Consider the following 23,657-nt stretch of genomic DNA (forward strand, 5'->3'; position numbering starts at 1 on the left):
CTTTACGAGGTCGCCCAGAAAGGCTTTGTCCACTAATATGTCATTGTGGTGCAGCCATTGTCTAAAATATTCATCAAGGTGACTTTTATTTTTCAGAAAATTTTTTCTTTTATTTAATTGGGTAAGCGCTTACATATAGACGCTTATCACGCATACACGTATTTTTTTGTCTGATGAGGATGTTTAAGAAGGTTGATCACTTGGGAATACTCTGATAGGTTAAGTAACCATAGCAGTGAGCAGACAGTTCAATAGGCTGTTCTTTGTATATTTTGATTGAGGTGATGTCAAATTAATACGAAAAAGGTGATATGGAAACATGAGTATTGAGATTGTAATTTCTCTATCTATTTATTTTATTGGAATGCTTGCTATTGGCTGGTATGCATTCAGAAAAACAAACGACTTGAATGATTATATGTTAGGCGGACGCGGGTTAGGTCCTTATGTAACGGCTCTATCTGCTGGTGCAGCTGATATGAGTGGGTGGATGCTGATGGGGCTTCCAGGCGCTATGTATACAACTGGTCTTTCATCTGGATGGCTTGCTGTTGGGTTAATTAGTGGGGCTTACTTAAACTATCTATTCCTAGCGCCACGATTGAGATCGTATACAGAAGTTGCTGATGATGCGATTACCATTCCAGACTTTTTTGACAAACGGTTTAAAGACTCATCTACTTTATTGAAAGCTGTCTCAGCTGTCATCATTATGATTTTCTTTACGCTTTACACCTCATCAGGTATGGTATCAGGCGGACGCTTATTTGAATCAGCGTTTGGTGCTCATTATATGTTTGGCTTAATCTTAACTTCTAGTATTGTCATTTTGTACACACTATTCGGCGGCTTTTTGGCAGTTAGTTTAACTGATTTTGTTCAAGGAGCTATTATGTTTTTAGCATTAGTGCTCGTGCCGATCGTTGCCTTTACTCAATTAGGTGGACCTGTTGCCACATTCAATGATATTCAACAGATTGACCCTAAATTGCTTGATATTTTTAGAGGAACGAGCGTCATTGGCATTATTTCCTTCCTCGCTTGGGGACTCGGTTACTTTGGACAGCCGCACATTATTGTTCGCTTTATGGCGATTACGACTGTAAAAGATTTAAAGCCAGCACGTCGTATCGGTATGAGCTGGATGATTGTGTCTGTCATTGGTTCACTATCTGTCGGTTTAGTCGGCGTGGCGTATGTTCATGAAACAAGCACCACTTTGGCAGACCCAGAAACCATCTTTATTGTGTTTTCTAAAGTGTTATTCCATCCATATATTACTGGATTTTTACTTTCTGCCATTTTAGCTGCAATTATGAGTTCAATTTCTTCTCAGCTGCTTGTCACTGCAAGTGCGATGACAGAGGATTTATACCGTACATTCTTTAGAAGAAAAGCCTCTGACAAAGAACTTGTGATGATTGGACGTATCTCTGTACTAGTCGTAGCGATTGTTGCCATTTGTCTCTCTCTAAACCCAAGTGATACTATTCTTGACCTTGTCGGTTATGCTTGGGCTGGATTTGGATCTTCATTCGGTCCAGTCATCTTGTTATGTCTATACTGGAAACGAATGACTCATCATGGCGCTTTAGCCGGAATGATTGTTGGGGCTGTTGTCGTTCTCGTTTGGATTTCAACAGGCTTAAACAACACGACTGGATTGTACGAAATGGTTCCTGGATTTATTTTAAGTGGTTTGACTGCTATTATTGTCAGCCTCTTAACAAATAAACCGTCTAAAGCTTCTAAAAAGCTATTTAGCAAAATGGAAGACCATCTCGAAGAAGAAACAAAATAACTAGACATGAGGAGTCATCTGCATTATGCGGATGACTCTCTTTATTTTTAAATAAAATGCTTTTCTTTCTCCCGTTTCTGAATAAAATAGAAGTTGTGCAGCCATATGGGCTGTGAGAAGATCATATACATGATGTGAAACGTACATGAAGTGAAAGGAGCGATACGCATGTTTTGGACAATTGAATGGGATACGGTCTTAAAATTAGCCGTTGCCACCTTAATCGGTTTGATCATCGGTCTTGAACGCGAACTTAAGAAAAAGCCGCTTGGGCTGAAAACGTGTATTGTCATTGCTGTCAGCTCCTGCGTATTAACCATCATCAGCATTGATGCAGCCTACAATTTCCCTCGAGTCTCTAAGCTTCAAATGGACCCACTCAGGTTACCGGCGCAAATTATATCTGGTGTTGGTTTTATTGGAGCAGGTGTGATTCTTCGCAAAAGCAATGACGTCATCTCAGGTCTTACGACATCTGCGATGATTTGGGGAGCAGCAGGACTTGGGGTTGCAACAGGTGCAGGTTTTTATAAAGAAGCCTTCCTCAGTCTTTTCTTTATTCTCGTCAGTGTGGAATTTTTACCTTGGCTCTTCCAGCGAATTGGACCCATTCGCTTACAGGAAAAAGAAATCCGCATCAGAATGTCACTTTCTGATCGAAACCGCATGACAGAGATTTTAAAAGAAATGAAAGCACTCAATATTCGTATTCATTCTGTACGTATTGATGATTTAAAGGAAAAGGACTATCCGATCATGGAAGTACGTGTTCGCGTACATAAAGACCGCTATACAACCGATGTGTACTTTGATATTAAAGATTTAGAAGGCGTTGTTGGTGTGAAGTGTGATACGGTTTAGGATAAAAAGCCCCTTGCTATATGAAACAGCAAGGGGCTTTCTATTTATGTTGTTAGCTGATGAAAGTCAAAAGGCGTAATTGGGGTTTTGTCCTCAATCTCCTTTCGAAAACGCGCCAGCATGGCACTTTCGTCAGCGCTTAGTGTTCGGAGATCAAATGCTTGATGTAAAAGCCCATAAATAAGCATATGACGCAGCATAAGGAAATCTGGTATTGTCGCCAGCCATGCGTCATCAAGCTCATTCTCCTGTCGATAGCCTTTGAGAAAATGGCTCATAAATTCACCCGTAAATTCAGCTTTATCCTCATACGGAATCACCGGATACCAAAGAACGTTGTATAGCAAAATGCTTATATCATTGATAAACCAGTGATACCCACAATCATCAAAATCAAATGCAATGATTTCTCCCTGATGATAATGGAAGTTCCCGTGATGTAAATCCGCATGCACCAGTCCATAGACATCCTTGGATATTCGGAGCTGGTGAAGCTTTTGCATCAGTTCATCTTTTCTCTGCAACACAACCGTTTGATCAGAAGGAATATACGTTTCAAGCTTTAATTGCTCCTCCTCATACCACTCTTGACGCTTATAGCGAGGATCTTTCACTTGATATTGTTTAGTCGTTTGATGCATACGCCCAGTATAGGCTCCTAACGCTTGAAACAACTGTCCATTCCAATCTGCTTCGGTCACTTTTCTGCCGGGCGCCTTTTCGTACACTCTCAGCAAAAAAGCGCCTCCTGCTTGATCGGGAATCGCTTCAACATCTTTTCCTCTTGCGGATAAAACCGGTTTAGCTACTGAGATTCCATGTTGAGATAAATACCGAATCCAGTCCATTTCTCCTAGAATATATGTGCGGGAGCGGCGAATGGTATGGGTGATTTTCAATATATAACTCGACCCTTTTTCATCCGTATATTCATACACATAATTTTCTGCATCGGCTAGAAATGTGACCTGTTCTGGCTGAAAATGATAGAGTAGAGCCGCTTTCTTTAAGACCATTTGTTCATCGTATCGTGCTTTTACTTCTTTATGCATGCTGATTCTCCTTTTATCGTCTTTTTACTTATACATGACGGTAATCAGCATTTATACGAGCATCAACATACCTGCCTTTCCTTTTGGTTTCTTCACATACTTTGACAAAAGTTGAAAAATTCCTCTAATTAGAAATAAAAAACCGCCAAAAGGCGGTTTTCAGATGGTTGACAAAGGGCAAAAATGAACTTGATTTTAGCCCTTTGTCTTCTTTTCAGCGTGATAGAAAACCTTTGAAGTCTAGGAAGGACGAGTACTGGCGCGGAGCGAATGTCACATTCGTGAGCACCAGCACGCAGGACTGACAAAGAATGCGATGGTTTGTCTACACGCTAAAAACCGCCAAAAGGCGGTTTTTATTTAGTCATATATATGGACCGTTGGTTCTTTATCTTCAGCATTTTTTGTGATGAGGGCTTCTTGCTGATCAGAAGAGGTGATGTTGATTTCTATATTGGTGCTCTTATAGTAATCCATGACTTCACCTGTTAAGTATTGCGTGAATGCCACGACTTCTGTTTTTCCGTAGAATTGCATTGGAATTTCTACTTTCATTTTTTGCAAGTTCCCGTTTTTATAGAAACCTTTGCCTACCACACCTGTGTAATTCGGGAAGTAGTCTTCTACCTTTGTCTTGAAGCGGTCAAATCGCTCTGAATCATCTTTGTAGCTGCTCTTGGCATTATCTGAAGGGAAGAAGACATTCTCTTCTTTAATCGTATCCCAACTGCCAATATCAGCTGATCCTGCTTTTACATCAGTTTTAGCGATGAAGTTTCCTGGAACAATAGATGATTTTGGTGCTTGTTTATAAAGAGCAATCATGACTGGGACTTTTTGCAGTCCGTCCATTTGACGAAGTCGTTTAATGACTTGTTCCGCAATTTTTTCGCCCTCTGCTAAAAGTTTCTTTGAATTCTTCGATGAATCGATGGTCACCTCTTGCTGAGGATCTCCGATATTTTCGCGATAATAATAGACAGAGTTAAGCGCAAGACCGATGACAACCCCGCCAAGCTGTAAGCTATTTTTATCTTTTCTGATTAAGTAATTATGCTCTAACATGGAAGCTAAGTAGATTGGACTACTTTCATTTTTTGACTTTGTTGAACCTGAGTTTGGAAGAGCAGGGTTTAAGCCTAAGTTCTTAAAGTCTTTGTCTTCTTTTTCAGCTTTTTTCAGATCACTGCCTGTTTTTTTGCGGGCAAGCCAGCTGAGAACAGTATCTTCATCTAAATGCTGTCCTTCTTGGAACAGATAATCGTTTGTATTGAATGATTCTGTTGCCAGGCGCATGAGTCCTGTTTCAAATTCATCAATGTCTAAGCGTGTATTGAGACGCTCTGCAGTTAGTCCTCTTGCCGCTCCTTGTTTAAACGGCAGCACCATTTTGTAATAGGAATCAGAGATGTTGTACATTGGGATGATCGCTGTTTCTTTCGTTTCATCCGTTTTTTGTGTGACCTCTTCCTCATCCTTTCCCCCAAAAGGTGCACACGCTGACAATACCAGTGTGAGCATTGTCAGCAGCAATAGCAACTTTTTCAATAGAAAACACTCCTCTTATTTCTTTAGCTCCTCGAGCATTTTGGCTTCGTCCCAAATTTCAATATTGAGTTCTTCTGCCTTTGTCAGCTTACTTCCAGCTGCTTCGCCGGCAATGACTAAGTCTGTTTTTTTACTTACGCTACCTGCTAACTTGCCGCCTAATGCTTCGATCGCTGCCTTTGCATCATTACGAGACATTTCTTCTAATTTCCCCGTCAGCACAATCGTTTTTCCTGCAAAGTAGGAATCACTTTCTTCTACTTTCACCGGTTTTGGCCCTGTGTAGGTCATATTGACCCCAAGTTCTTTTAGTTCATTTAGCAGATCTAGTATTTCTTCTTTCTCAAAGTACGTGACGACTGCATCGGCCATTTTTTCACCAATTTCATCTACTTCAAGTAATTGTTCTTTCGTTGCTTGTTTTAACTGATCGATATCCTCAAAGTGCATGGCCAATGTCTTCGCTGCTTTAGAACCAATAAATCGAATACCAAGTCCAAACAATAAACGTTCAAGAGAGTTTTCTTTCGATTGCTCGATCGAACGCAGTAAGTTATCGACTGATTTCTCGCCCATTCGTTCTAGCTGAATCAACTCTTCTTTTGTTAAACGGTAAAGGTCTGATACACGAGAGACAAGCTGTTCTTTGAAAAGTTGTGTAATGACTCGCTCGCCTAGCCCATCAATATTCATCGCATTACGAGACACAAAGTGAATGAGTCCTTCACGTATTTGAGCGGGGCATTGTGGATTGATGCACCGAAGCGCCACTTCTCCTTCAATTCTGACCAGCTCACTTTGACACTCTGGACATTCAGTCGGCATGTGAAACGGCTTTTCTTCTCCTGTTCGCTGATCAACAAGGACCCCTGCAACCTCTGGGATAATATCGCCCGCTTTTTTGACAATCACTTGATCAAAAAGGCGGATATCCTTCTCTTTGATCAAATCTTCATTATGAAGAGAAGCACGCTGCACTGTCGTTCCTGCGACTTTTACAGGCTCAAGAATCGCTGTTGGTGTGATGACGCCAGTACGTCCCACACTTAGTTCAATATCAATCAGCTTCGTCACGACTTCTTCGGCCGGAAATTTGTACGCAACAGCCCAGCGTGGACTTTTTGCTGTGAAGCCTAGTTCTTCTTGCTGTGCCAATGAATTGACTTTAATGACAATGCCATCGATTTCGTATGAGAAATCAGCACGCTTTGTTTTCAGTGTTTCAATGAGGTCGATCACTTCTTCAATGGTTTGGCACATCCGTCTTTCTTTGTTCGTTTTAAAGCCAAGCTCATCGAGAAGATCAAGTCCTGCGCTTTGCGTATTAACACCAATTTCATCAAGCTCCGCTATACTGTAGACGAAGATATCAAGGTTTCGTTTCGCTGCAATTTTCGTATCGAGCTGACGAAGTGAGCCAGCAGCCGCATTACGCGGGTTCGCAAACGGCTCTTCTTCGTTTTGTAATCTTTTTTCGTTAAGGGCTTCAAAAGAAGGTTTTGGCATAAATGCCTCGCCTCTCACTTCAATCGACAGAGGCCGATTGATTTTGAGCGGGATGGAACGAATGGTTTTGAGGTTCTCGGTTATATCCTCACCTGTTGTCCCATCACCCCGCGTGGCACCCCGGACAAACACGCCATTTTCATAACGGAGAGAAACAGCGAGTCCGTCAATTTTCAGCTCGACATTGTAAGCGACGTCGTCACCGACTGCTTGACGAACCCGGCGGTCAAAATCAAGAAGGTCCTGTTCATGAAACGCATTGCCGAGACTGAGCATCGGTGTGCCGTGACGTACTTTTTGGAAGGCGTCTAAAACAGCACCTCCTACTCTTTGCGAGGGTGAATCCGCTGCTTTTAAATCAGGGTATTCTTCCTCCAGAGAGATCAGCTCACGCATCCGCGCATCATATTCAGCGTCAGGAACACTTGGACGATCCAGTGTGTGATATTCGTAGTTGTATTGATTCAAAATCTGGTGTAGTTCCTCGATCCGGCGTTTCGCTGCTTCTTTATCCATCTGCTTCTTCCTTTCACTTCATCCGTTTTGTCAGTCCTATCAGTTTATTGCTTTTCGATTGGCGCAAAGGCGGCAAGGAGACGCTTAATGCCTGTAGGGCTTGGGAAGGCAATATCAAGCTCTGTACTATCTCCACTACCTTTTACACTCACAACCGTGCCAACGCCCCATTTTTTATGAGCGGCTTTATCACCGACAGCCCAGCCAATGCTGCCGCCGCCTGTGTTTTGAATGGTTTGCGTTTGGGGACGTGAGACAGGCCCTCGTCTTTGCGGTCTTTCTCTCGTTTGGCCAAACGGTGTTTTCGTTTCTTTTTTCTCATTTAGGTTGTCCAATAAATCAGCTGGTATTTCTCTGATAAATCGTGATTCCAGATTCATGTTCGTCCGGCCGAATAACGTTCTCATCTTCGCACTTGATAAATAAAGCTCTTCTTCGGCCCGTGTGATCCCTACATAAGCAAGACGGCGCTCTTCTTCCATCTCGGCATCTTCCATTAATGAACGGCTGTGCGGGAAGACGCCTTCCTCCATGCCCATTAAGAACACAACGGGGAATTCCAGCCCTTTTGCGGCGTGAAGCGTCATTAAAATGACCGCATCCTGATCTTCTTCCTCAGCCTCATCCAGCTTATCAATGTCTGCGACGAGGGCGAGGTCTGTCAGGAAGGTGACAAGTGATTTATCTTCATTTTGTTCTTCAAAGTTTTTAGTGACCGATAGAAACTCGTCAATATTTTCTAAACGGCTTTGTGCTTCAATCGTTTTTTCGATCTTCAGTGCTTCACGATAGCCTGTTTTCTCTAGGATCTCTTCCGTTAATTCTGTGACAGATAAATAATCCTGCATATTTGTCATTTGATCAATGAGCTGTTTGAACTCATCAAGTGCATTGGCTGCTCTTGCACTGAGTCCAATGAAATCCACCTGACCAAGTGCTTCAAACATAGAGAGATCATTCATTTCTGCGTATGCGGCAATTTTATCAACAGAAGTCGCCCCAATTCCTCGTTTTGGTACGTTGACAATGCGTGCAAAACTAATATCGTCATCTGGATTTGCCACAAGGCGTAAGTATGCCAAAATGTCCTTGATCTCTTTTCTGTCATAGAACTTCGTGCCACCGACGATGTTGTATTGAATGTTCGCCTTCATTAACGTTTCCTCTATGACACGTGACTGAGCGTTCGTTCGATAGAGGATCGCAAAATCAGATAATTTACGCTTGCCGCTCTGATGAAGCTGACGAATCTTTCCAGCGACAAATTGACCTTCACCGAATTCATTATCCGCACGGTAATAGGCAATCTTCGCTCCTTCGTCATTTTCTGTCCAAAGGTTTTTTGGCTTGCGGTTTGAATTGTTTTGAATGACCGTGTTTGCGGCATTCAGAATACGTTTAGTCGATCTGTAATTTTGCTCAAGCAAAATCACTTCACTGGACGGATAATCTTTTTCAAAGGAAAGAATGTTTGTAATATCCGCTCCACGCCAGCGGTAGATGGACTGATCCGAGTCACCGACCACACATATATTTTGAAAACGCTGCGCGAGCAATTTCACAAGCATGTACTGCGCTCTGTTTGTATCCTGATACTCATCGACATGAATGTATTGAAATTTTCGCTGATAGTGTTCTAATACTTCAGGGATCCGCTCAAACAGACGAATCGTCATCATAATAAGATCATCAAAATCGAGTGATTGGTTTTTGAGTAATCGTTTTTGATAATCTGTGTAGACGTCGCTGACCACTTGATCGTAAAAGTCACCGGCTGTTTTTGCGTATTCCTCTGCGTCAATGAGTTCGTTTTTTGCACTGCTGATTGAACCTAAAATGCTACGTGGATCAAACTTTTTAGGATCGATATTTCGTTCTTTTAAAATGTTTTTAATGACTGAAAGCTGATCAGATGTGTCTAATATAGAAAAGTTGCGGTTCACACCAATACGGTCAATATCGCGTCGTAAAATGCGCACACACATGCTGTGGAACGTAGAGATCCAAATGTCATCCGCACCAGGCCCTAAAATGGCTTGTACACGCTCACGCATTTCTCTTGCTGCTTTATTTGTAAAGGTAATCGCTAAAATATTCCACGGTGCCACATGCTTTTCTGCCATTAAATACGCAATTCGATGCGTGAGCACTCGTGTTTTTCCACTACCTGCTCCTGCCATCAGTAGCAGCGGTCCGTCTGTTGCTTTGACCGCTTCTTTCTGCGCGTCATTCAGCCCTTTTAATAGATGATTCGATATTTCATTCATTTCATTCACCGCCAATTCGAACTTATGTTCTATTTTAACCCGTTTCGTCTTGTTTGACTATGATGACTTTTTCACTGCGTCGACTGTCTTTAACGCTTCTTTAAAATTGTCATAAATGACGTTTCCCACGACGACAACGTCTGCATGCTGTGCAAAGTCTTTCGCCTGCTCTTCGCTTTCAATACCGCCGCCATAAAATAGAACCGTTTCATGTAGCACTGCTTTGGTTTCTTTCACAAGCTCTATATCTCCAAGCGTTCCGCTGTATTCTAAGTAAAAGATGGGCAGTTTCATCAAGTGCTCTGCCACTCTCGCATATGCCCTTACGTCATCTATATCCAGTGCCGTATTTGCCTCTGTCAGCTTAGCCGCTTTACACTCTTCGTTTAAGATGACATATCCTTCCGGCACAATCTCTTCCATTGACATCAAATCACCGTATTCCTTCATCGCATCCTTATGCAGACCAACAATCCAATCAGGATGAGCGCTGTTTAACACAGTGGGGATAAAATACAGGTCAAAGCCAGGCACAATCATCTCATGTGTCGAGATTTCAAGGACACATGGCACAAGAAAGCGGCGCACCTTTGACATCAGTTGCAGCACGTTGTCTTCTGTCACGTTGTCACTGCCACCAATTAAAATGGCATCCGTACCAGATTCACAAATCGCTTCAAGTTGTTCATCGGAAATCTCTTTATTTGGATCGAGTTTAAAGACATGCTTCCACTCGGTAACATCATACATGAAAAACGTTCCTCCATTCGTTTCATTCCATTTAAATATTATAACAAAATCAGACACCGCAAAAAATGGGTAACCTCCTTCAGCTAAAAGTTTCATTCTTTTGAAAATAGTCGATTTTCACTTTAGGCGAGGTGAATGATTCAAGAGGCGAGGGAGATAAATAGATCGATGCTGAACTGAAATGAGAGCTACTTCATCTCATCACATGATATTATACATGAAAGGAACATTTTACTATCGACCAAGCAGGTGAATGATTTGAAAAGAACCATCACATATGATCAAACGATCAACATCGGATACATCTATCTCATCCCGCCTCGAATCGGGACAATTAAAGAAACCATTGAATTAGACGTGAATGAATGTGTGAACGTAGACATCGACAAAGAGGACCGAGTGGCTGGGCTGGAGTTATTTGCAGAAGAAGCAGAGGTGTTGAAACACACACCCGTTTATGAGGACGAGCTTTCGTTACGTTTTACGGATCAGGAAGTTCTCTCAACCTATCATTTATCGGGCATTGAATTTCAATTCTCAACGCCTGATCACAATGGACTGATTGGTTTTACCATTGTCGATCCTCTTAAATATCATGTCAAAAGAAAGACAAAAAAAACCGTTTTGATTGATTCAAAACGGTTTTTTAAAGCTATTGTCTCACTTCATTAAAATAATGAACAGATGTCATGGCCCCTTCATCGACCATCTTGTTGTCTTGAATATCTAATGGATCAGGGTGTCCAGCTTTTTCAGGAACCTTTTCATCTGATCGGAACATGCTTGCCCATTTTTTGAGATGCTGTTTATTTTTCACTGCTAATAACACTGCACCACCAACCCCTAATCCTGCAAGTACATACGCATTCGGACGCTTATTCATGTATGTTCCCTCCCCTTATGATCTTATTTGTAAGTTACCCCGCCTTTTCATTTCTAAACGTCACAATCTGTTGAAGTGGTTTCTCTTTCAATGAAAAGTGGAATAACAACAGTAATGATAGAGAAAAGAGGGGATTTTCGTGACAACAACTTTCATTGTCATTGGCGCATTATTAGTGATTTTTTTCATCATACCAATCATTTTATTCATCTGGATTTGGATGCGAGATGAAAAACAGGAAGAGCATTCTGTCCTACGAAATTATCCGGTCATTGGAAAGCTACGGTTTATTTTTGAAAAAATAGGACCTGAGCTTCGTCAATATCTGTTTCTAAATGATCGAGAGGAGCTTCCTTTCTCAAGAAGAGAATACGAGCAAGCTGTCATGTCTGGGAAGTACAAAAGCCGGACAATGGGCTTTGGATCAAAACGTGATTTTGACAAGCCTGGTTACTATATTCGCAACGTCCTATTTCCAAAGCAGCGAGATGAGTTACGCATCGATCAATCTGAAAAAATCCAAACAAAAGTGTATCAGATCGATCAAGACAATTTACTGAGAAGAAGTGAACATTCCAAAGAGGTCGAAGCAAAACCTTACTATCTCCATCAAGACGATGTACAAGTGATAGGCGAGCACACATGTCAAAAGCCTTTCCGTGTAAAAGGCCTGATAGGTCAGTCAGCCATGAGCTACGGATCTTTAGGCGACAGGGCCATTACAGCATTATCCTCCGGCTTAAAAATGGCTGGCGGCACATGGATGAACACAGGTGAAGGCGGACTTTCGCCTTACCATCTCAAAGGGGGCGCCGATATCATTTGCCAGATTGGGCCTGGTTTATTTGGGGTTCGAACAGAGGATGGCGCATTTTCATTTGAAGAGTTTAAGAAAAAAAGTGAGCATGATGAGGTAAAAGCCTTTGAACTCAAGCTGGCACAAGGGGCGAAAACACGCGGGGGACACATTGATGGTGAAAAAGTCACAGAGGAAATTGCCCAAATCCGTAAACTGCCGCCACACCAATCCATTGACAGTCCGAACCGGTTCGAGATGTTTGACTCCATTCCTGACATGCTTGATTTTATTGAACAACTGCGAAACATCGGTGGAAAACCAGTTGGAATCAAGCTAGTTGTTGGACATAAAGAAGATATCGAGGAGCTTGCTCTCTATATGAAAAAAAGCGGAAAACATCCTGATTTCATTACAGTGGATGGCGGAGAAGGTGGCACAGGTGCTTCCTTTCATGAACTGGCTGATTCCGCAGGCCTGCCCATTTTCACCGCACTACCGATGGTCCATCAAATTTTGAAAAAATATGCGGTTCGAGATCAACTCAAGCTGTTTGCGTCTGGTAAACTTCTCTCCCCTGATAAAATTGCCATTGCCCTTTCCATGGGAGCAGATTTTGTGAATATCGCACGAGGATTGATGTTCTCGGTTGGCTGTATTCGGGCGCAAGTATGCCACACAAATAAATGCCCTGTTGGGGTTGCCACGACAGATCCAAAGCTGCAAAAAGGTTTATCCATTGAAGAAAAGAAATACCGAGTCTGCAATTATATCCTGTCCCTTAGAGAAGGTTTGTTTAATTTATGCGCAGCAGCTGGAATTGAATCACCTATTCATTTTAACGAAAAACATATTATTTTTAGACAAGAAAACGGTCAGACAAGTGAAGTCCCTATGTTCTCAGGCACAGAGCAGTCTGTCTAGCTTAAAAAGGTGCGTTTCCGCACCTTTTTTCGTTGACATTCTTGCGCAATCACGTATAAAAGACTTAATAGATCTTTGATAAGGAGAAAGAGTATGCGTGAAAAAAAGATCCGCGGTATGAAACGAAAGACTCAACAGATCATAAAAGAAATGAACGCAAATACGCAGTCGTTTCCGGCGAATATTTCTGACTACTGGCACCTGCCTTTACCAGCGGCTTATGATTTTATGACGTCCAACAGAACACCGAAAAAGATCAAACGTCTATGCATTCAAACTCTATTGAATAGAGCTGAGCATCTCATTGATTTGAAACCAAACGACGGGGACATATATCGTGTCGTGGTCGCAGTCGATCTGCCTGGATTATGGCATTCACAAATCATTGTGTTTAAAGGGGATTCTTATGTGAAAGATTTCTTCAACAGACAAGATGAGTATCAGACATGGCTTCCCCTTTCTGATCAGAGAAATATTCAAAAAGAATGGGATTTATCTGTTGCGCAAAATATGCGAACCATCGGTTTTAAGGAAGTAATCACTGATGACGATGAAGTGTCCTATGAAGGTGAACGATGGTTTATGGGGGAACTTGATGATATCAAATAGAGCCATTTCAAATGAAATGGCTCTATTTGTTCAACTTCAAAACGACAAATCATAAAGAATGTTTGCAGTGAAAGCTGCTTTATTTTGTTTCGTCCGTTGCTTGTTGCTCTGCTACGCGGTCAAGTGCCATCGTATAGGCATCATTTCCGTAGTTCAAGCAGCGTTTGACACGTGAGATAGTGGCTGTACTTGCACCTGTTTCCGTTTCAATTTTGTGATACGTATTTCCCTCGCGAAGCATACGCGCTACTTCAAGACGCTGTGATAAAGATTGGATTTCATTGATGGTGCACAAATCATCAAAAAATCGATAACATTCTTCCAGGTCTTTAAGGGATAAGATGGAGTTGAATAGCTGATCTAAGCTTTTGCCCCTTAATTTATCAATTTGCATCTTTATACATCTTCTCCTTTACTATTGGCACACCGCTCCGCACTGACTTTTCCGAGAAAGCGGTATCTTTCCTGACTCATTTTTTTCAACCTCAGCAATGAGCTTTGAACGAATCATGACAGGTTTGGTTCTACGCTGAAAATGCCATCAGGTTCTTTCGTAAGCCGAAGCTTCTTTATCGTAAACAAATTCGACAAGTTTTGTCATATTCCTTGTGCGACAATCTGACAAACTTGTTTGCCTCCGATATCTAGAACACTTCTGCTCTGTTAGGTCTTTCCCTAAAAAACAGTATGTGTAGAAAGCTTGGCGAGACGACAAACCTGCGCCCCGCCTTGCTTGATTATTCAAAATATGTTGGTCGGCCAGCGTAACCGACAGATTCATTTTACAATTGGGCACTTCATTCGTCATGTCAAAGCCCTATGCTTTGTCACCATATCTAGCAGCGAAGAGATCTTTTGCTCACTCCTGCCCTATAACAGCGGTCAGAAATCTAGCAAATATGATACAGCTCCACTCTGTTATATTTTAACGCATTATAGACGGAAAGAGTACAGTTTTTTTCATGACATCAAATATTCCTCTTGGTGTCACCCGAATATACGGCAAGTGTGTGCTTTGGAAAAAGACAAGTGTATCAATCGGGCAGTCAAATGGATACCCGCGCTCAATGAGTAGCTCGCGTAACGTTTGCTCCTGCTGAAGAACCGTTTCAAACGATTCAGCTGATGCACAGCCTGATAATTGCAGCGGGATTTCATGCAAAATCTTTCCGTTTTCTGTGAGCACAATTCCCCCGCCAATTTCTTTCATTCGCTTATGAGCAAGCATCATATCATCTTTATTTTTCCCAATCACTAAAATGTCACCAGTGGTTGAAAATGAGCTGACAAACCCTTGCACCTTGTTTGCAAATCCTTTTAACATTGTGTTCACGCGCCACTCGCCTTTTCGATCAATCAGACTGAAGAAGCTTTGATCATGGTCACAGGACAGCTGATTGACAGAGTTATCAATCTCCACTGTATAAGGCTCCATAATGACAGCATTTCGCATTTTGACACCGAGCGGCATTGAGAATTGCAAGTCACTCATCGTCAGGTCATAGCTTAAATCTAATGGTTCGAGCCCGCCATTTTCCCATTTTGTCTCTTGGAATTGATGCTGGTTCTCCCCCTCTAATTTCAGGATCACCCCTTTAGAAATCACCGTTTCTGGATTTGGATTCATCGGATCATCTAAAATATTCAAAGAAGCCAATCGGCCAGGACCGACCACGCCTAATAAGTCATCAATTTGATAGTATTTCGCAATGTTAAAGGTTGCCATATTGTACGCATCAATAGTAGGCACGCCTTCTTCAAGGGCAATGGAAATGAGACGATTGATCATGCCTTCTTCATAAAAATGAGGTGCTGATCCATCTGTTGTATAGAAAAAGTGATCGTAGTGCCTAAAGTCACGCTCATGCAACTCTCTTAAAATGTTCACTAAATCTGGGCGGATGGAAGAATGACGCAAGGACACATGATAGCCAAGAGACAAGCGTTTGAGCACATCGTCTGCATTCATTGCTTCATGATCACTGTCCGCTCCAAACAGCTTCATTTTTGTTAGCGTTTTCTCAGAAGCCCCAGGGAAATGCCCTTCAATTCGTTTTCTCTGCTTCTTCGTTTCTTGCATGCAATATAAAATGAGATCATCACCGTCCATTAATCTTGGCCAGCTCGTTAATTCGCCGCCTTGTAGGACGTCGGGATGATCAATCCATTCTTTCCGATAGTTAATAGGAAGCATCTCATCTTCATACCTGACCTCGGTTTGAAGATCGTATCTGGACCACCAGAAATACTGAAATGGCTGCTTTTTTAATTCGCATAGAGTGGAAAGCGCTTTCTTTTCATTGCTTTGCAAAAGAAGAAATAAGTTATCGCTGACCATCGTTGTTGTGCCAAATTGAGACACATATTCTGCAAGTGATTGGGGATTATAAATATGGAACGGATGCGCGTGAGGTTCAATATACCCCGGCACAATGTATTTACCTTCACAATCAATCACACGTTTAGCTGATTTATTTTGAGGAAGCTCTGCTCCGACATAAACAATTCGATCATCATGTATCCAAATATTTGCCTTCACCCATTGCTTCAAAAACGGGTTTAGCACGAGTCCATTCGTTAAAAGGAGTGTTGGAACTATTTTTGAGTCGACTACATCGATTTGTGTGCGGATGTCATTGTTTCTCCAATTAAAAGTACGTTCGGACATTCACATACTCTCCTTCATTTGTATTAGCCCTATCGTAACATAACGAACCACGTTACGCATTAATGAAACGTTACAATTTCTTGAAATCACACTTAAAATAATTTAAAAAAGGAGAATCACTTGCAATGAAACCTAATCTTGGCTTAATGGAAGCGCTCATGAGAATTGCCTGCGGAATGACGATATGTACTGTAGCTGGATCCTTATATGCTCGAAAACCATGGAGTAAAATGCTGCTTTTTGGCATCATGCTCGGCGGATTAAAATTGGGCTCTGGTATTCTTCGTTTTTGTCCAGTGACCTATATGTGTGAACAGCAGAATACACATAAAGAGAAGGCTGAGTAGACAGCCTTCTTCAGATTGTTGACAAAGAGCTAAAATGAATTTTATTTTAGCTCTTTGTCTTCCTTTCAGCGTGACATGAAAACCTTTGAAGTCTAGGAAGGGCGAGCAACGGCGCACAGACCAGCAGGCGAATGCGAGGGTTTATCTGCACGCTGGAGAAGGCTGAGTAGACAGCCTCCTTTTTTGTGTGTGAATCACTCCGCTACTTCGCACCATTTGACCAACGTACCAGCAATGATTTCTGCTGCTTCAATGACATGTTTGATCTCAATAGATTCATTCGGGAAATGGGCAAGCTCTGTCGTTCCAGGTCCAAACACAATGATTGGGATATCCGCTGCTTGTGACAGTAATCCGCCGTCTGTCCCCCAAGGGGCGGCTTCTACCTTTGGCGGGTGCTGCATGACCTCTTCATATTGTTCCTTCAATAGACCTAAAAGCGGGTGATCAGAGTCGATTGACCCTGGAAGCCACCTAGCACCAAACCACTCCACCTCCACAGGATGTTCTTGAAACCAATCATCTTTTTCAGCGAGTCCAGTCATCCAATTTTCTAATTCCTTCTCTGCCTGCTCAACTGTCTCACCTGGCATCACACCAAGCCTGCCTTCCATTGTGACAAGATCTGCGACAGAGGACGGCCAATCACCGCCTTGAATTTTCCCAATGTTGATTGGAATTGGAATCGGGATATGCTGAAACAGCGTCTCCGTCACTCGCTGATTTCTTTCTTTTTCTAGTGCCGCTATATGAGAAAGGACCACCGTGCTCTTTTCAATAGCAGAAACACCGTGATACCTTGTTCCGCCATGAGCTGCCCTTCCTTTAATATGCAGCCTGAACCACTTTGATCCTTGCTGAATCGGAAAAATGTTCATATGACTTGGCTCTGGAATGATGGCAGCATCCGCTGTGTACCCTTTCAATATTGCTGCAAGTGTGCCTGCTCCGCCGCTTTCCTCTTCGACGACACTATGAAACACCACATCTCCTTTCAGGGGAATCTGAAGCGCATGCAGTGCCTCAAGCGCAAAGAGTAAAGAAACGTTTCCACCTTTCATATCTGTTGCCCCGCGTCCATAAAGTCTCCCGTTTATGATATGCCCGCTGTAAGGCGGATATGTCCATTGATTCGTATATCCTGCCGGAACCACATCTACGTGCCCGTTTAATAAAATCGATTTGCCGCCACCTTTTCCTTTCAATCGCCCAGCAACGTTTGGACTCCCTTGAAAAGATCGGCGCGGGGAATAAAAATAAGGATGCTCTAGTAATTCATCGCCGCCAATTTCCCAAACGTCTACATCAAAGCCAATGGCGGACAGTTTATTGGCCACGATCTGCTGAACCTCTTCTTCATTTCCTTGGGTGCTGTCACATTGCACCATTTGCTGAAGAAGCGTAATGGCTTCATCCTGATGCTCTTTCATCCAGTTTCTAATACGTGTCATTGGCTGCAAGTCGTTCATCCTTTCTACACAACAGATTTGACATCAGGCGCTAAAATTAATGGCGCTTCAGTCGCCCTTATGACATCTTCCGGCTGAAATGGCGGCATGACTTCACGTAAAATGAGCAGCTGAGACTTGACCTCAATGACCGCCATATCCGTAATAATCAAATCGACACACGCTTTAGCGGTTAATGGCAATGAACAAGCCGTTTTCACTTTAGATCGACCGTGTTTATCCAGATGGCTCATCACCACTACCACTTTTTTCGCTTTTTGCGCCAGCTCAATCGCTCCGCCCATACCCGGTACTCTTTTCCCCGGTACAATCCAATTGGCAAGATCCCCTTGGCTGCTTACTTCAAGTGCACCCAAAATCGTCATATCCAGCATGCCTTTTCGGATGATGCCAAAAGCAGTCGTACTGTCCATGTACGAGCCGCCCTTTGTCAACGTAATGGGAAAACCACCGGCATTGCACAAATTCGGATCTTCTTCCCCTTGCAGAGGCGAGGCTCCTGCCCCCATAATGCCGTTTTCTGCATGCAGCCACACCTCATAATGTGATGGAATGTAATCTGCTGCTAGGGTCGGAATGCCGATCCCAAGATTCACAATCATGCCATCTTCAATTTCTTGTGCTGCTCTTTTGGCAATGCGGTGTCTTAAATCGATGTCTCCCATGCCCATGTCCAGTTCACTCCTTTTGATTGCACGATTTGATTCACAAATACGCCTGGCGTCACGATTTCTTCTGGATTGAGCTGCCCCGCTGCCACAATTTCTTCTGCCTCCGCTATGGTCCAGTCTCCTGCCATCGCCACAATCGGGTTTGTATTCCGTGCGCTTTTATCAAAAATCAGGTTTCCCACTTCATCTGCTTTGTAGGCATTGACGATGGCAATATCCGCTGTGAGCGCAGGCTCTAACATATAATTCTTCCCATTCAGCTCAACCAATTGTTTCTCATCGAGATTCAGGCTATCCATCCCAACATCTGTCACAATGCCCGCCAGCCCCATTCCGCCTGCTCTGATTTTTTCTGCAAGAATGCCCTGCGGGTAAAAATGAACGTCTAATGTACCAGCCTGCATTTTCTGTCCGGCAATGGGATTTGAGCCGATATGAGAGGCGATGATTTTTTTCACTCTTCCTTCTGTGATGAGCCTGCCCACACCAATTTGCGGGAAACCTGCATCATTTCCGATCAATGTCAGATCTTGAATATTTGCTTCCAAAATGGCATCAATCAACGATGGTGGTGAACCCACGCCGCCAAATCCGCCAAACATGATGGTCATGCCATCTTTTAATCGCGTCATCACGTCATCCAAACCCACAGTTTTGTTCATGTTCGTTCCTCCTTACATAGCAGATGGGAAAAAGCCTCGATTGATCACTTCTTGTTCGACTAGTGTGATGGTCTGCCCGAATAAATCAATGAGTTCATCCATTTCCTGCTGTGTGATGGAAAGCGGCGGTGCGATCATAACCGCTGCGCCTCCGACTCCATCCTCTCCAGCGCTTGCTGGATACACCAGCAGTCCATTTTGTTTTGCCGTTTCAACGACGAGATTGGTTATCTGAGCATGTGCAGGAAATGGTGTTTTGGATAAACGATCTGCGACAAATTCAATGCCAATAAGCAATCCCTTCCCTCTTACATCCCCTATGATGGAATGGGCTACTTGCAGATCTTTTAAAGCATTCATCATGTATCGCCCGGAAAGTTCAGCCCGTTCGGGAAGCTGATGCTTTTTCATATATCGAATGACCGCTAATGAAACGGCTGCTGAAAGCGGATTGGCACTATATGTGTGCCCTGCCATGACAGAGCCGGAGCCGCTGATAATCGGTGCCATCACACGATCCGTTGAGACAACTGCTGCGATTGGAGAATAACCTGCGCTCATGCCCTTTCCAAGAACCATGATATCTGGTACCGTGCTCCAGTGTTCCATCGCAAACATTTTCCCAGTTCGTCCAAAGCCCGTCATGACTTCATCTGCGATCATTAAAATGTCGTTTTCTACACAGACACGCTTCATCGCTTCGAAATATCCGTCTGGCGGCAGGAGCGCCGCTCCCGCTGCGCCAACAATCGGTTCAGCAATCAATGCGGCGATCCTCTCTTTTCCTATACGCTGGATGACGGTCTTAAATTCCTGAACATACCACTCGACCTGCTTGCTGTCTTCCTTTGGCAGCCATGACCGGTAGCTATAGGGCGGTGACAGCACTGGGTGCTTTTCAAGCAGTGGTTCAAAGCGCTCTCTCCTTGCAATATGACCTGACATTGACAGCGCCCCTAATGTAATACCGTGGTAACTCATCCATCTTGAGATGATATGATTTTTTTCCGTCTTCCCCTGCTCTTGCCAATGCTGAATCGCCATTTTCATAGCGGTTTCCGTTGCCTCTGAACCGCTCCCTACAAAAAAAGACCAGTTCAGATCACCTGGGCAAAGTGTACTCAATTCATACGCTAGTTCTTCCGCTGGTTCATTCGTAAATTGTGACCTGTACGTAAAGCTCACCTTTTTCGCTTGCTCCGTCATCGCATCAATAATCTCTTGTATGCCATGTCCAATACTTGCCGTGACTGCCCCTGATGAGCCATCTATATATTTTTGTCCGTCCCGATCATATAAATAAATCCCCTCTCCTCTCACAGCCACAGGATATTGCTGATTTAACATCGGTTTGATTAAGTAATCCCGGGTCTCCACTTTGTCATTCCTCCCTCTCTTGTCAGCAGCTGCACTTTTCTTTTTACATGAATCGCAAGAAAATTTTGTATACTTGGTATAAGATTAGCTTAATCAAGAGGGCAGTCATCCTCCATTCGCCATATGCCCGAATTTCACGCGTGTTTTTTATACATGGTGTATAAGAGTGTTCAAAAGGAGGTCATGAGTCTATGGCGATTCTCGTCAAAGATGCACTCTCGCTCGATATGATGAAAGAAACCAAACTGCTTGCTGGAGAAAATGGACTGGATCGTCTTATCCAGTGGGTGACCATTGTGGAAATTATTGAGGACACGTCTAGACTTTCAGAAGGAGAATTACTTGTTACAACTGGATTTGGACTGACAGAAAATAAAGAAAGACGCATCCGGCTTGAAAAATTGATTCAATCTCATCGTCTTTCAGCCATTGCCATTTATAAAGGCGTGTACTTAACGGAAATTCCCGCATCACTCATTGAAGCCGCCGAAAATAGCGGTATTCCGCTCATCGAGATTCCGCCTCATGTCAATTTTTCAGACATCACAAAAGCCGTTCTAGAACAAATCGTCAGCAGTCAGCTCCATCAGCTCAAATATTCTTCCGCGATTCATCAAAGACTGACCCATTTAAATGTGAGCAATAAAAATGTCACGCAAATTACGGATGAACTGGCACATCTCACAGCGGCAAATATCGTCGTACTGGATGTGTTTTTGCACCAAACAGCCACTCATCTCGAAACAGACGAAGTGACCTATTCCCCTGCTTTTGGCTTTCTAACAGATGACGAACCGATTGAAACCTCTTCTCTGCTCAAGCAGGCAGAGGAAAAAGGCCGGCTCGTCTATGACACATATGGTGCGTTTGTTCTAGCAGCATGCCCTGTGATTGCAATGGGGGATATTTTCGGGTTCATTGTGGCGTTAAAGAAAAAAGAGACGTGGCACCATCTCGATGCCATCGCCATTGAGCATGCCGGTGCGGTGTATGCGATTGAATGGTTGAAACAAAAAGCCATTCAAGATACAGAAAACCAAATGCAGGGGCATTTATTGGATGATATGCTGCAACAGCAATACACAGAAGAAAGTTATGTCATCGAACAAGCAAGAAAGCTGCAATATGATATGAGCGAAGAACAAGTCGTCATCTACTTTCAATTTCAGCATCAGCACACACAGCTCGACCATCAAATGGTGCAGCGCCTATCCCAATTGCTCACATCCATTTTTGAACGCAGACAAATTCCTTTTTTATTAAAGGCAAGGCTTGATTCCATTTTCGTCTTGACGCCTGCAGGGAAAAGCACGTATCAAGAAACAAATTGGTATCGCGCATCAGAAGAATGCCGCAGTACTTGGTCTTATTTTTTCCCCGTCCATCCCATTGTGATTGGCATTGGAAGAGCCTACGACCAGATCAGTCTCTTTGCTAAAAGTGCAAAAGAAGCCCAGTATGCAGCAAGGCTTCTTCCTCTTTTGAAAACAGATGACAGCATCATTCATTATCAGAAGCTCGGTCTATATGGGATGCTGCTTGAAATGAACGAAGCCGGAATGAATTTGCATGACTTTTATGTGGAGCTGTTAAGCCCGCTGCTTTATACAAAAAAACAAGGAGCTGACCTCATTCATACACTCGAAGTGTATTTGGCACACAATGAAAATATTCAAAAGTCAGCGGGGGAATTGTTTATTCACCGGCATACGTTAAGCTACCGGTTGAAACAAATTGAAACGAGAACAGGCTGCAGCCTCAAATCCACTGATGATCGGATGAAGCTGCAGCTGAGTATCATGGCGTACCGCCTATCTGGTCTGCTTGATCAGATGAGAACCATCTCATGATTCATTTGGCGTTTTGACCCATAGATTCATATCTTCAATTTTGTCAAAAATATAGCAGTTGTTTTGAAAGCGTCCGGTGTATGTATACCCGAGCTGATAAAATACTTGATTCATTCCATAGGACAGTGCACGGGCAAGAGAATAAAAGACATAAATGTGCATGGATTGAAGCTCTTGTTCGAGGGCTAGAATCAAATGATGCATGAATCCTAGTTTTCTGTATGTGGGAAGGGTTGCACAATCTGTTAATTCTGCATGACCATACGGCACATTGATTTCAGCGGATGCGGCACTTACAAGTTGACTGTCATGTTCAACGGCATAAAAAACCGTACCTTCCTCCATTACCTTTTGGATGTAATCTGGCTCGTTCATTGGCGTGGGATAAGTTTCAAAGACCGTATCATAGAGCGCTGCCAGCTTGTGCACATCCTCTGGACCGGCTTTCCTCATCACATACTCATCTTGCCACACGCCTTGGTCTTTTTTAATCGGCTTTTCTTGAATAGAAGCAACGATTTCATCTTCCTTCAGCCAAAATGGGCTGTTCATTCGATCTTCGGTCAGAAAAAGCGACATGCCGTACGCATCACTTCCGAGGAAATAATGAGAAAACACGCCTTCAAGCCGAAAGCCTTTTGCTAAAAAAAGAGGCATATGCTCGCGCCTTACTTTTACAATAACCTTAGACGCCTTGCAGTCCGCCGCTTCCTGAAGCACGGACTGAATCACATCCTGCACCCTGCCGCTATAGTCATCCAAACGAATTCGCTCATTGAATGGATCCATACAGATCAAAGCAGAAAAACGATCGTTTGCAAGCTTCTTCAATTGCACCATACACTCATTCCCCTCTTAGCTAATAAAAAAACTTCCAAATTAAAAATGAAGAAATAGCAATACCAGAAAAAATGGATAGGATCATATAACTAATGGCAAAGCCTTTTTTCAATTTATTCTGCTTAATGGCAGTCACCATGATGTTATTTATAGTTATGAGATATAAAACAAGCATGACGTTTGCAAAGATGATAAATGCTTTGATTTCCATGTTTCCTCCCTAAATCTATTCGTAATCCCATACTACTTCTTCATCATCT

At 43.0% G+C, this 23,657-nt stretch carries 21 protein-coding genes; 7 read left to right on the plus strand and 14 right to left on the minus strand.

Features of this window, described 5'->3' with window-relative positions:
- Positions 1 to 319 precede the first annotated feature (319 nt).
- Complete coding sequence (gene putP, locus ASG46_RS18935; protein ID WP_056705658.1) at positions 320 to 1,801, plus strand: sodium/proline symporter PutP; 1,482 nt, start codon at positions 320 to 322, stop codon at positions 1,799 to 1,801.
- 168 nt (positions 1,802 to 1,969) lie between these two features.
- Positions 1,970 to 2,662, plus strand: a complete 693-nt coding sequence (locus ASG46_RS18940; protein ID WP_008344247.1) for an MgtC/SapB family protein — start codon at positions 1,970 to 1,972, stop codon at positions 2,660 to 2,662.
- 44 nt (positions 2,663 to 2,706) lie between these two features.
- Here ASG46_RS18940 and ASG46_RS18945 read toward each other — a convergent pair whose 3' ends face one another.
- From ASG46_RS18945 to ASG46_RS18965, 5 genes are all read right to left on the minus strand, one after another.
- Positions 2,707 to 3,714 carry a phosphotransferase enzyme family protein gene (locus ASG46_RS18945; RefSeq protein WP_046527516.1) on the minus strand — a complete coding sequence of 336 codons (1,008 nt, stop codon included), beginning with the start codon at positions 3,712 to 3,714 and terminating at the stop codon, positions 2,707 to 2,709.
- A 360-nt stretch (positions 3,715 to 4,074) separates the two neighbouring features.
- Positions 4,075 to 5,262 (minus strand): CamS family sex pheromone protein, encoded by a 1,188-nt coding sequence (locus tag ASG46_RS18950; RefSeq protein ID WP_056705661.1) that lies wholly within the window; start codon positions 5,260 to 5,262, stop codon positions 4,075 to 4,077.
- A 15-nt stretch (positions 5,263 to 5,277) separates the two neighbouring features.
- Positions 5,278 to 7,284 (minus strand): NAD-dependent DNA ligase LigA, encoded by a 2,007-nt coding sequence (ligA, locus tag ASG46_RS18955; RefSeq protein WP_056705664.1) that lies wholly within the window; start codon positions 7,282 to 7,284, stop codon positions 5,278 to 5,280.
- 44 nt (positions 7,285 to 7,328) lie between these two features.
- Complete coding sequence (gene pcrA / locus ASG46_RS18960; RefSeq protein WP_056705666.1) at positions 7,329 to 9,551, minus strand: DNA helicase PcrA; 2,223 nt, start codon at positions 9,549 to 9,551, stop codon at positions 7,329 to 7,331.
- Positions 9,552 to 9,608: 57 nt separating this feature from the next.
- The gene (locus ASG46_RS18965) at positions 9,609 to 10,301 is read right to left on the minus strand and encodes a heptaprenylglyceryl phosphate synthase (protein WP_008344257.1); all 693 of its coding nucleotides are present in this window, start codon (positions 10,299 to 10,301) and stop codon (positions 9,609 to 9,611) included.
- Positions 10,302 to 10,550: 249 nt separating this feature from the next.
- On the opposite strand from ASG46_RS18965, the gene ASG46_RS18970 reads away from it, so the two are divergent.
- On the plus strand, positions 10,551 to 10,973 hold the full coding sequence (locus ASG46_RS18970; protein ID WP_235562257.1) for a DUF2283 domain-containing protein: 423 nt from the start codon (positions 10,551 to 10,553) through the stop codon (positions 10,971 to 10,973).
- On the opposite strand, the gene ASG46_RS18975 is transcribed toward ASG46_RS18970, so the two are convergent.
- Positions 10,954 to 11,184 carry a hypothetical protein gene (locus ASG46_RS18975; protein ID WP_017366762.1) on the minus strand — a complete coding sequence of 77 codons (231 nt, stop codon included), beginning with the start codon at positions 11,182 to 11,184 and terminating at the stop codon, positions 10,954 to 10,956. The genes ASG46_RS18970 and ASG46_RS18975 overlap by 20 nt on opposite strands.
- Positions 11,185 to 11,323: 139 nt before the next feature.
- Here ASG46_RS18975 and ASG46_RS18980 point away from each other — a divergent pair, with 139 nt between their 5' ends.
- Complete coding sequence (locus ASG46_RS18980) at positions 11,324 to 12,904, plus strand: FMN-binding glutamate synthase family protein (protein WP_056705672.1); 1,581 nt, start codon at positions 11,324 to 11,326, stop codon at positions 12,902 to 12,904.
- A 93-nt stretch (positions 12,905 to 12,997) separates the two neighbouring features.
- The gene (locus ASG46_RS18985) at positions 12,998 to 13,513 is read left to right on the plus strand and encodes a DUF3916 domain-containing protein (protein ID WP_056705673.1); all 516 of its coding nucleotides are present in this window, start codon (positions 12,998 to 13,000) and stop codon (positions 13,511 to 13,513) included.
- 79 nt (positions 13,514 to 13,592) lie between these two features.
- On the opposite strand, the gene ASG46_RS18990 is transcribed toward ASG46_RS18985, so the two are convergent.
- Positions 13,593 to 13,907, minus strand: coding sequence for a YerC/YecD family TrpR-related protein (locus tag ASG46_RS18990; protein ID WP_007496879.1), 315 nt, complete (start codon positions 13,905 to 13,907; stop codon positions 13,593 to 13,595).
- 531 nt (positions 13,908 to 14,438) lie between these two features.
- Positions 14,439 to 16,181: an adenine deaminase C-terminal domain-containing protein gene (locus ASG46_RS18995; RefSeq protein ID WP_017366759.1), complete on the minus strand. Its 1,743-nt coding sequence runs from the start codon at positions 16,179 to 16,181 to the stop codon at positions 14,439 to 14,441.
- Between the two features lie 125 nt (positions 16,182 to 16,306).
- Here ASG46_RS18995 and ASG46_RS19000 point away from each other — a divergent pair, with 125 nt between their 5' ends.
- Entirely contained in the window at positions 16,307 to 16,528 is a 222-nt protein-coding gene (locus ASG46_RS19000) for a YgaP family membrane protein (protein WP_008344274.1), read from the plus strand.
- Positions 16,529 to 16,722: 194 nt separating this feature from the next.
- Here the strand turns inward: ASG46_RS19000 and ASG46_RS19005 are convergent, their stop codons facing one another.
- The 4 genes from ASG46_RS19005 to ASG46_RS19020 are packed head-to-tail and all read right to left on the minus strand — an operon-like array spanning position 16,723 to position 20,707.
- Positions 16,723 to 17,988: a peptidase gene (locus ASG46_RS19005; RefSeq protein ID WP_056705677.1), complete on the minus strand. Its 1,266-nt coding sequence runs from the start codon at positions 17,986 to 17,988 to the stop codon at positions 16,723 to 16,725.
- Between the two features lie 14 nt (positions 17,989 to 18,002).
- Positions 18,003 to 18,668: a 3-oxoacid CoA-transferase subunit B gene (locus ASG46_RS19010; RefSeq protein ID WP_017359811.1), complete on the minus strand. Its 666-nt coding sequence runs from the start codon at positions 18,666 to 18,668 to the stop codon at positions 18,003 to 18,005.
- Positions 18,644 to 19,330, minus strand: coding sequence for a CoA transferase subunit A (locus tag ASG46_RS19015; protein WP_056705680.1), 687 nt, complete (start codon positions 19,328 to 19,330; stop codon positions 18,644 to 18,646). Before ASG46_RS19015 ends, ASG46_RS19010 begins: the two co-directional genes overlap by 25 nt.
- Before the next feature lie 12 nt (positions 19,331 to 19,342).
- On the minus strand, positions 19,343 to 20,707 hold the full coding sequence (locus tag ASG46_RS19020; protein WP_056705683.1) for an aspartate aminotransferase family protein: 1,365 nt from the start codon (positions 20,705 to 20,707) through the stop codon (positions 19,343 to 19,345).
- Positions 20,708 to 20,898: 191 nt separating this feature from the next.
- Between ASG46_RS19020 and ASG46_RS19025 the strand changes: the two genes are divergently transcribed.
- Entirely contained in the window at positions 20,899 to 22,557 is a 1,659-nt protein-coding gene (locus tag ASG46_RS19025; protein WP_056705687.1) for a PucR family transcriptional regulator, read from the plus strand.
- Here the strand turns inward: ASG46_RS19025 and ablB are convergent.
- Positions 22,552 to 23,397: a putative beta-lysine N-acetyltransferase gene (gene ablB / locus ASG46_RS19030; protein WP_056705689.1), complete on the minus strand. Its 846-nt coding sequence runs from the start codon at positions 23,395 to 23,397 to the stop codon at positions 22,552 to 22,554. The two genes, ASG46_RS19025 and ablB, sit on opposite strands and share 6 nt — an antisense overlap.
- A gap of 19 nt (positions 23,398 to 23,416) precedes the next feature.
- Complete coding sequence (locus ASG46_RS19035) at positions 23,417 to 23,608, minus strand: hypothetical protein (protein WP_017359816.1); 192 nt, start codon at positions 23,606 to 23,608, stop codon at positions 23,417 to 23,419.
- Between the last annotated feature and the right edge of the window lie 49 nt (positions 23,609 to 23,657).

This window comes from Bacillus sp. Leaf49, assembly GCF_001426125.1.
Lineage (GTDB): Bacteria > Bacillota > Bacilli > Bacillales > Bacillaceae > Bacillus > Bacillus altitudinis.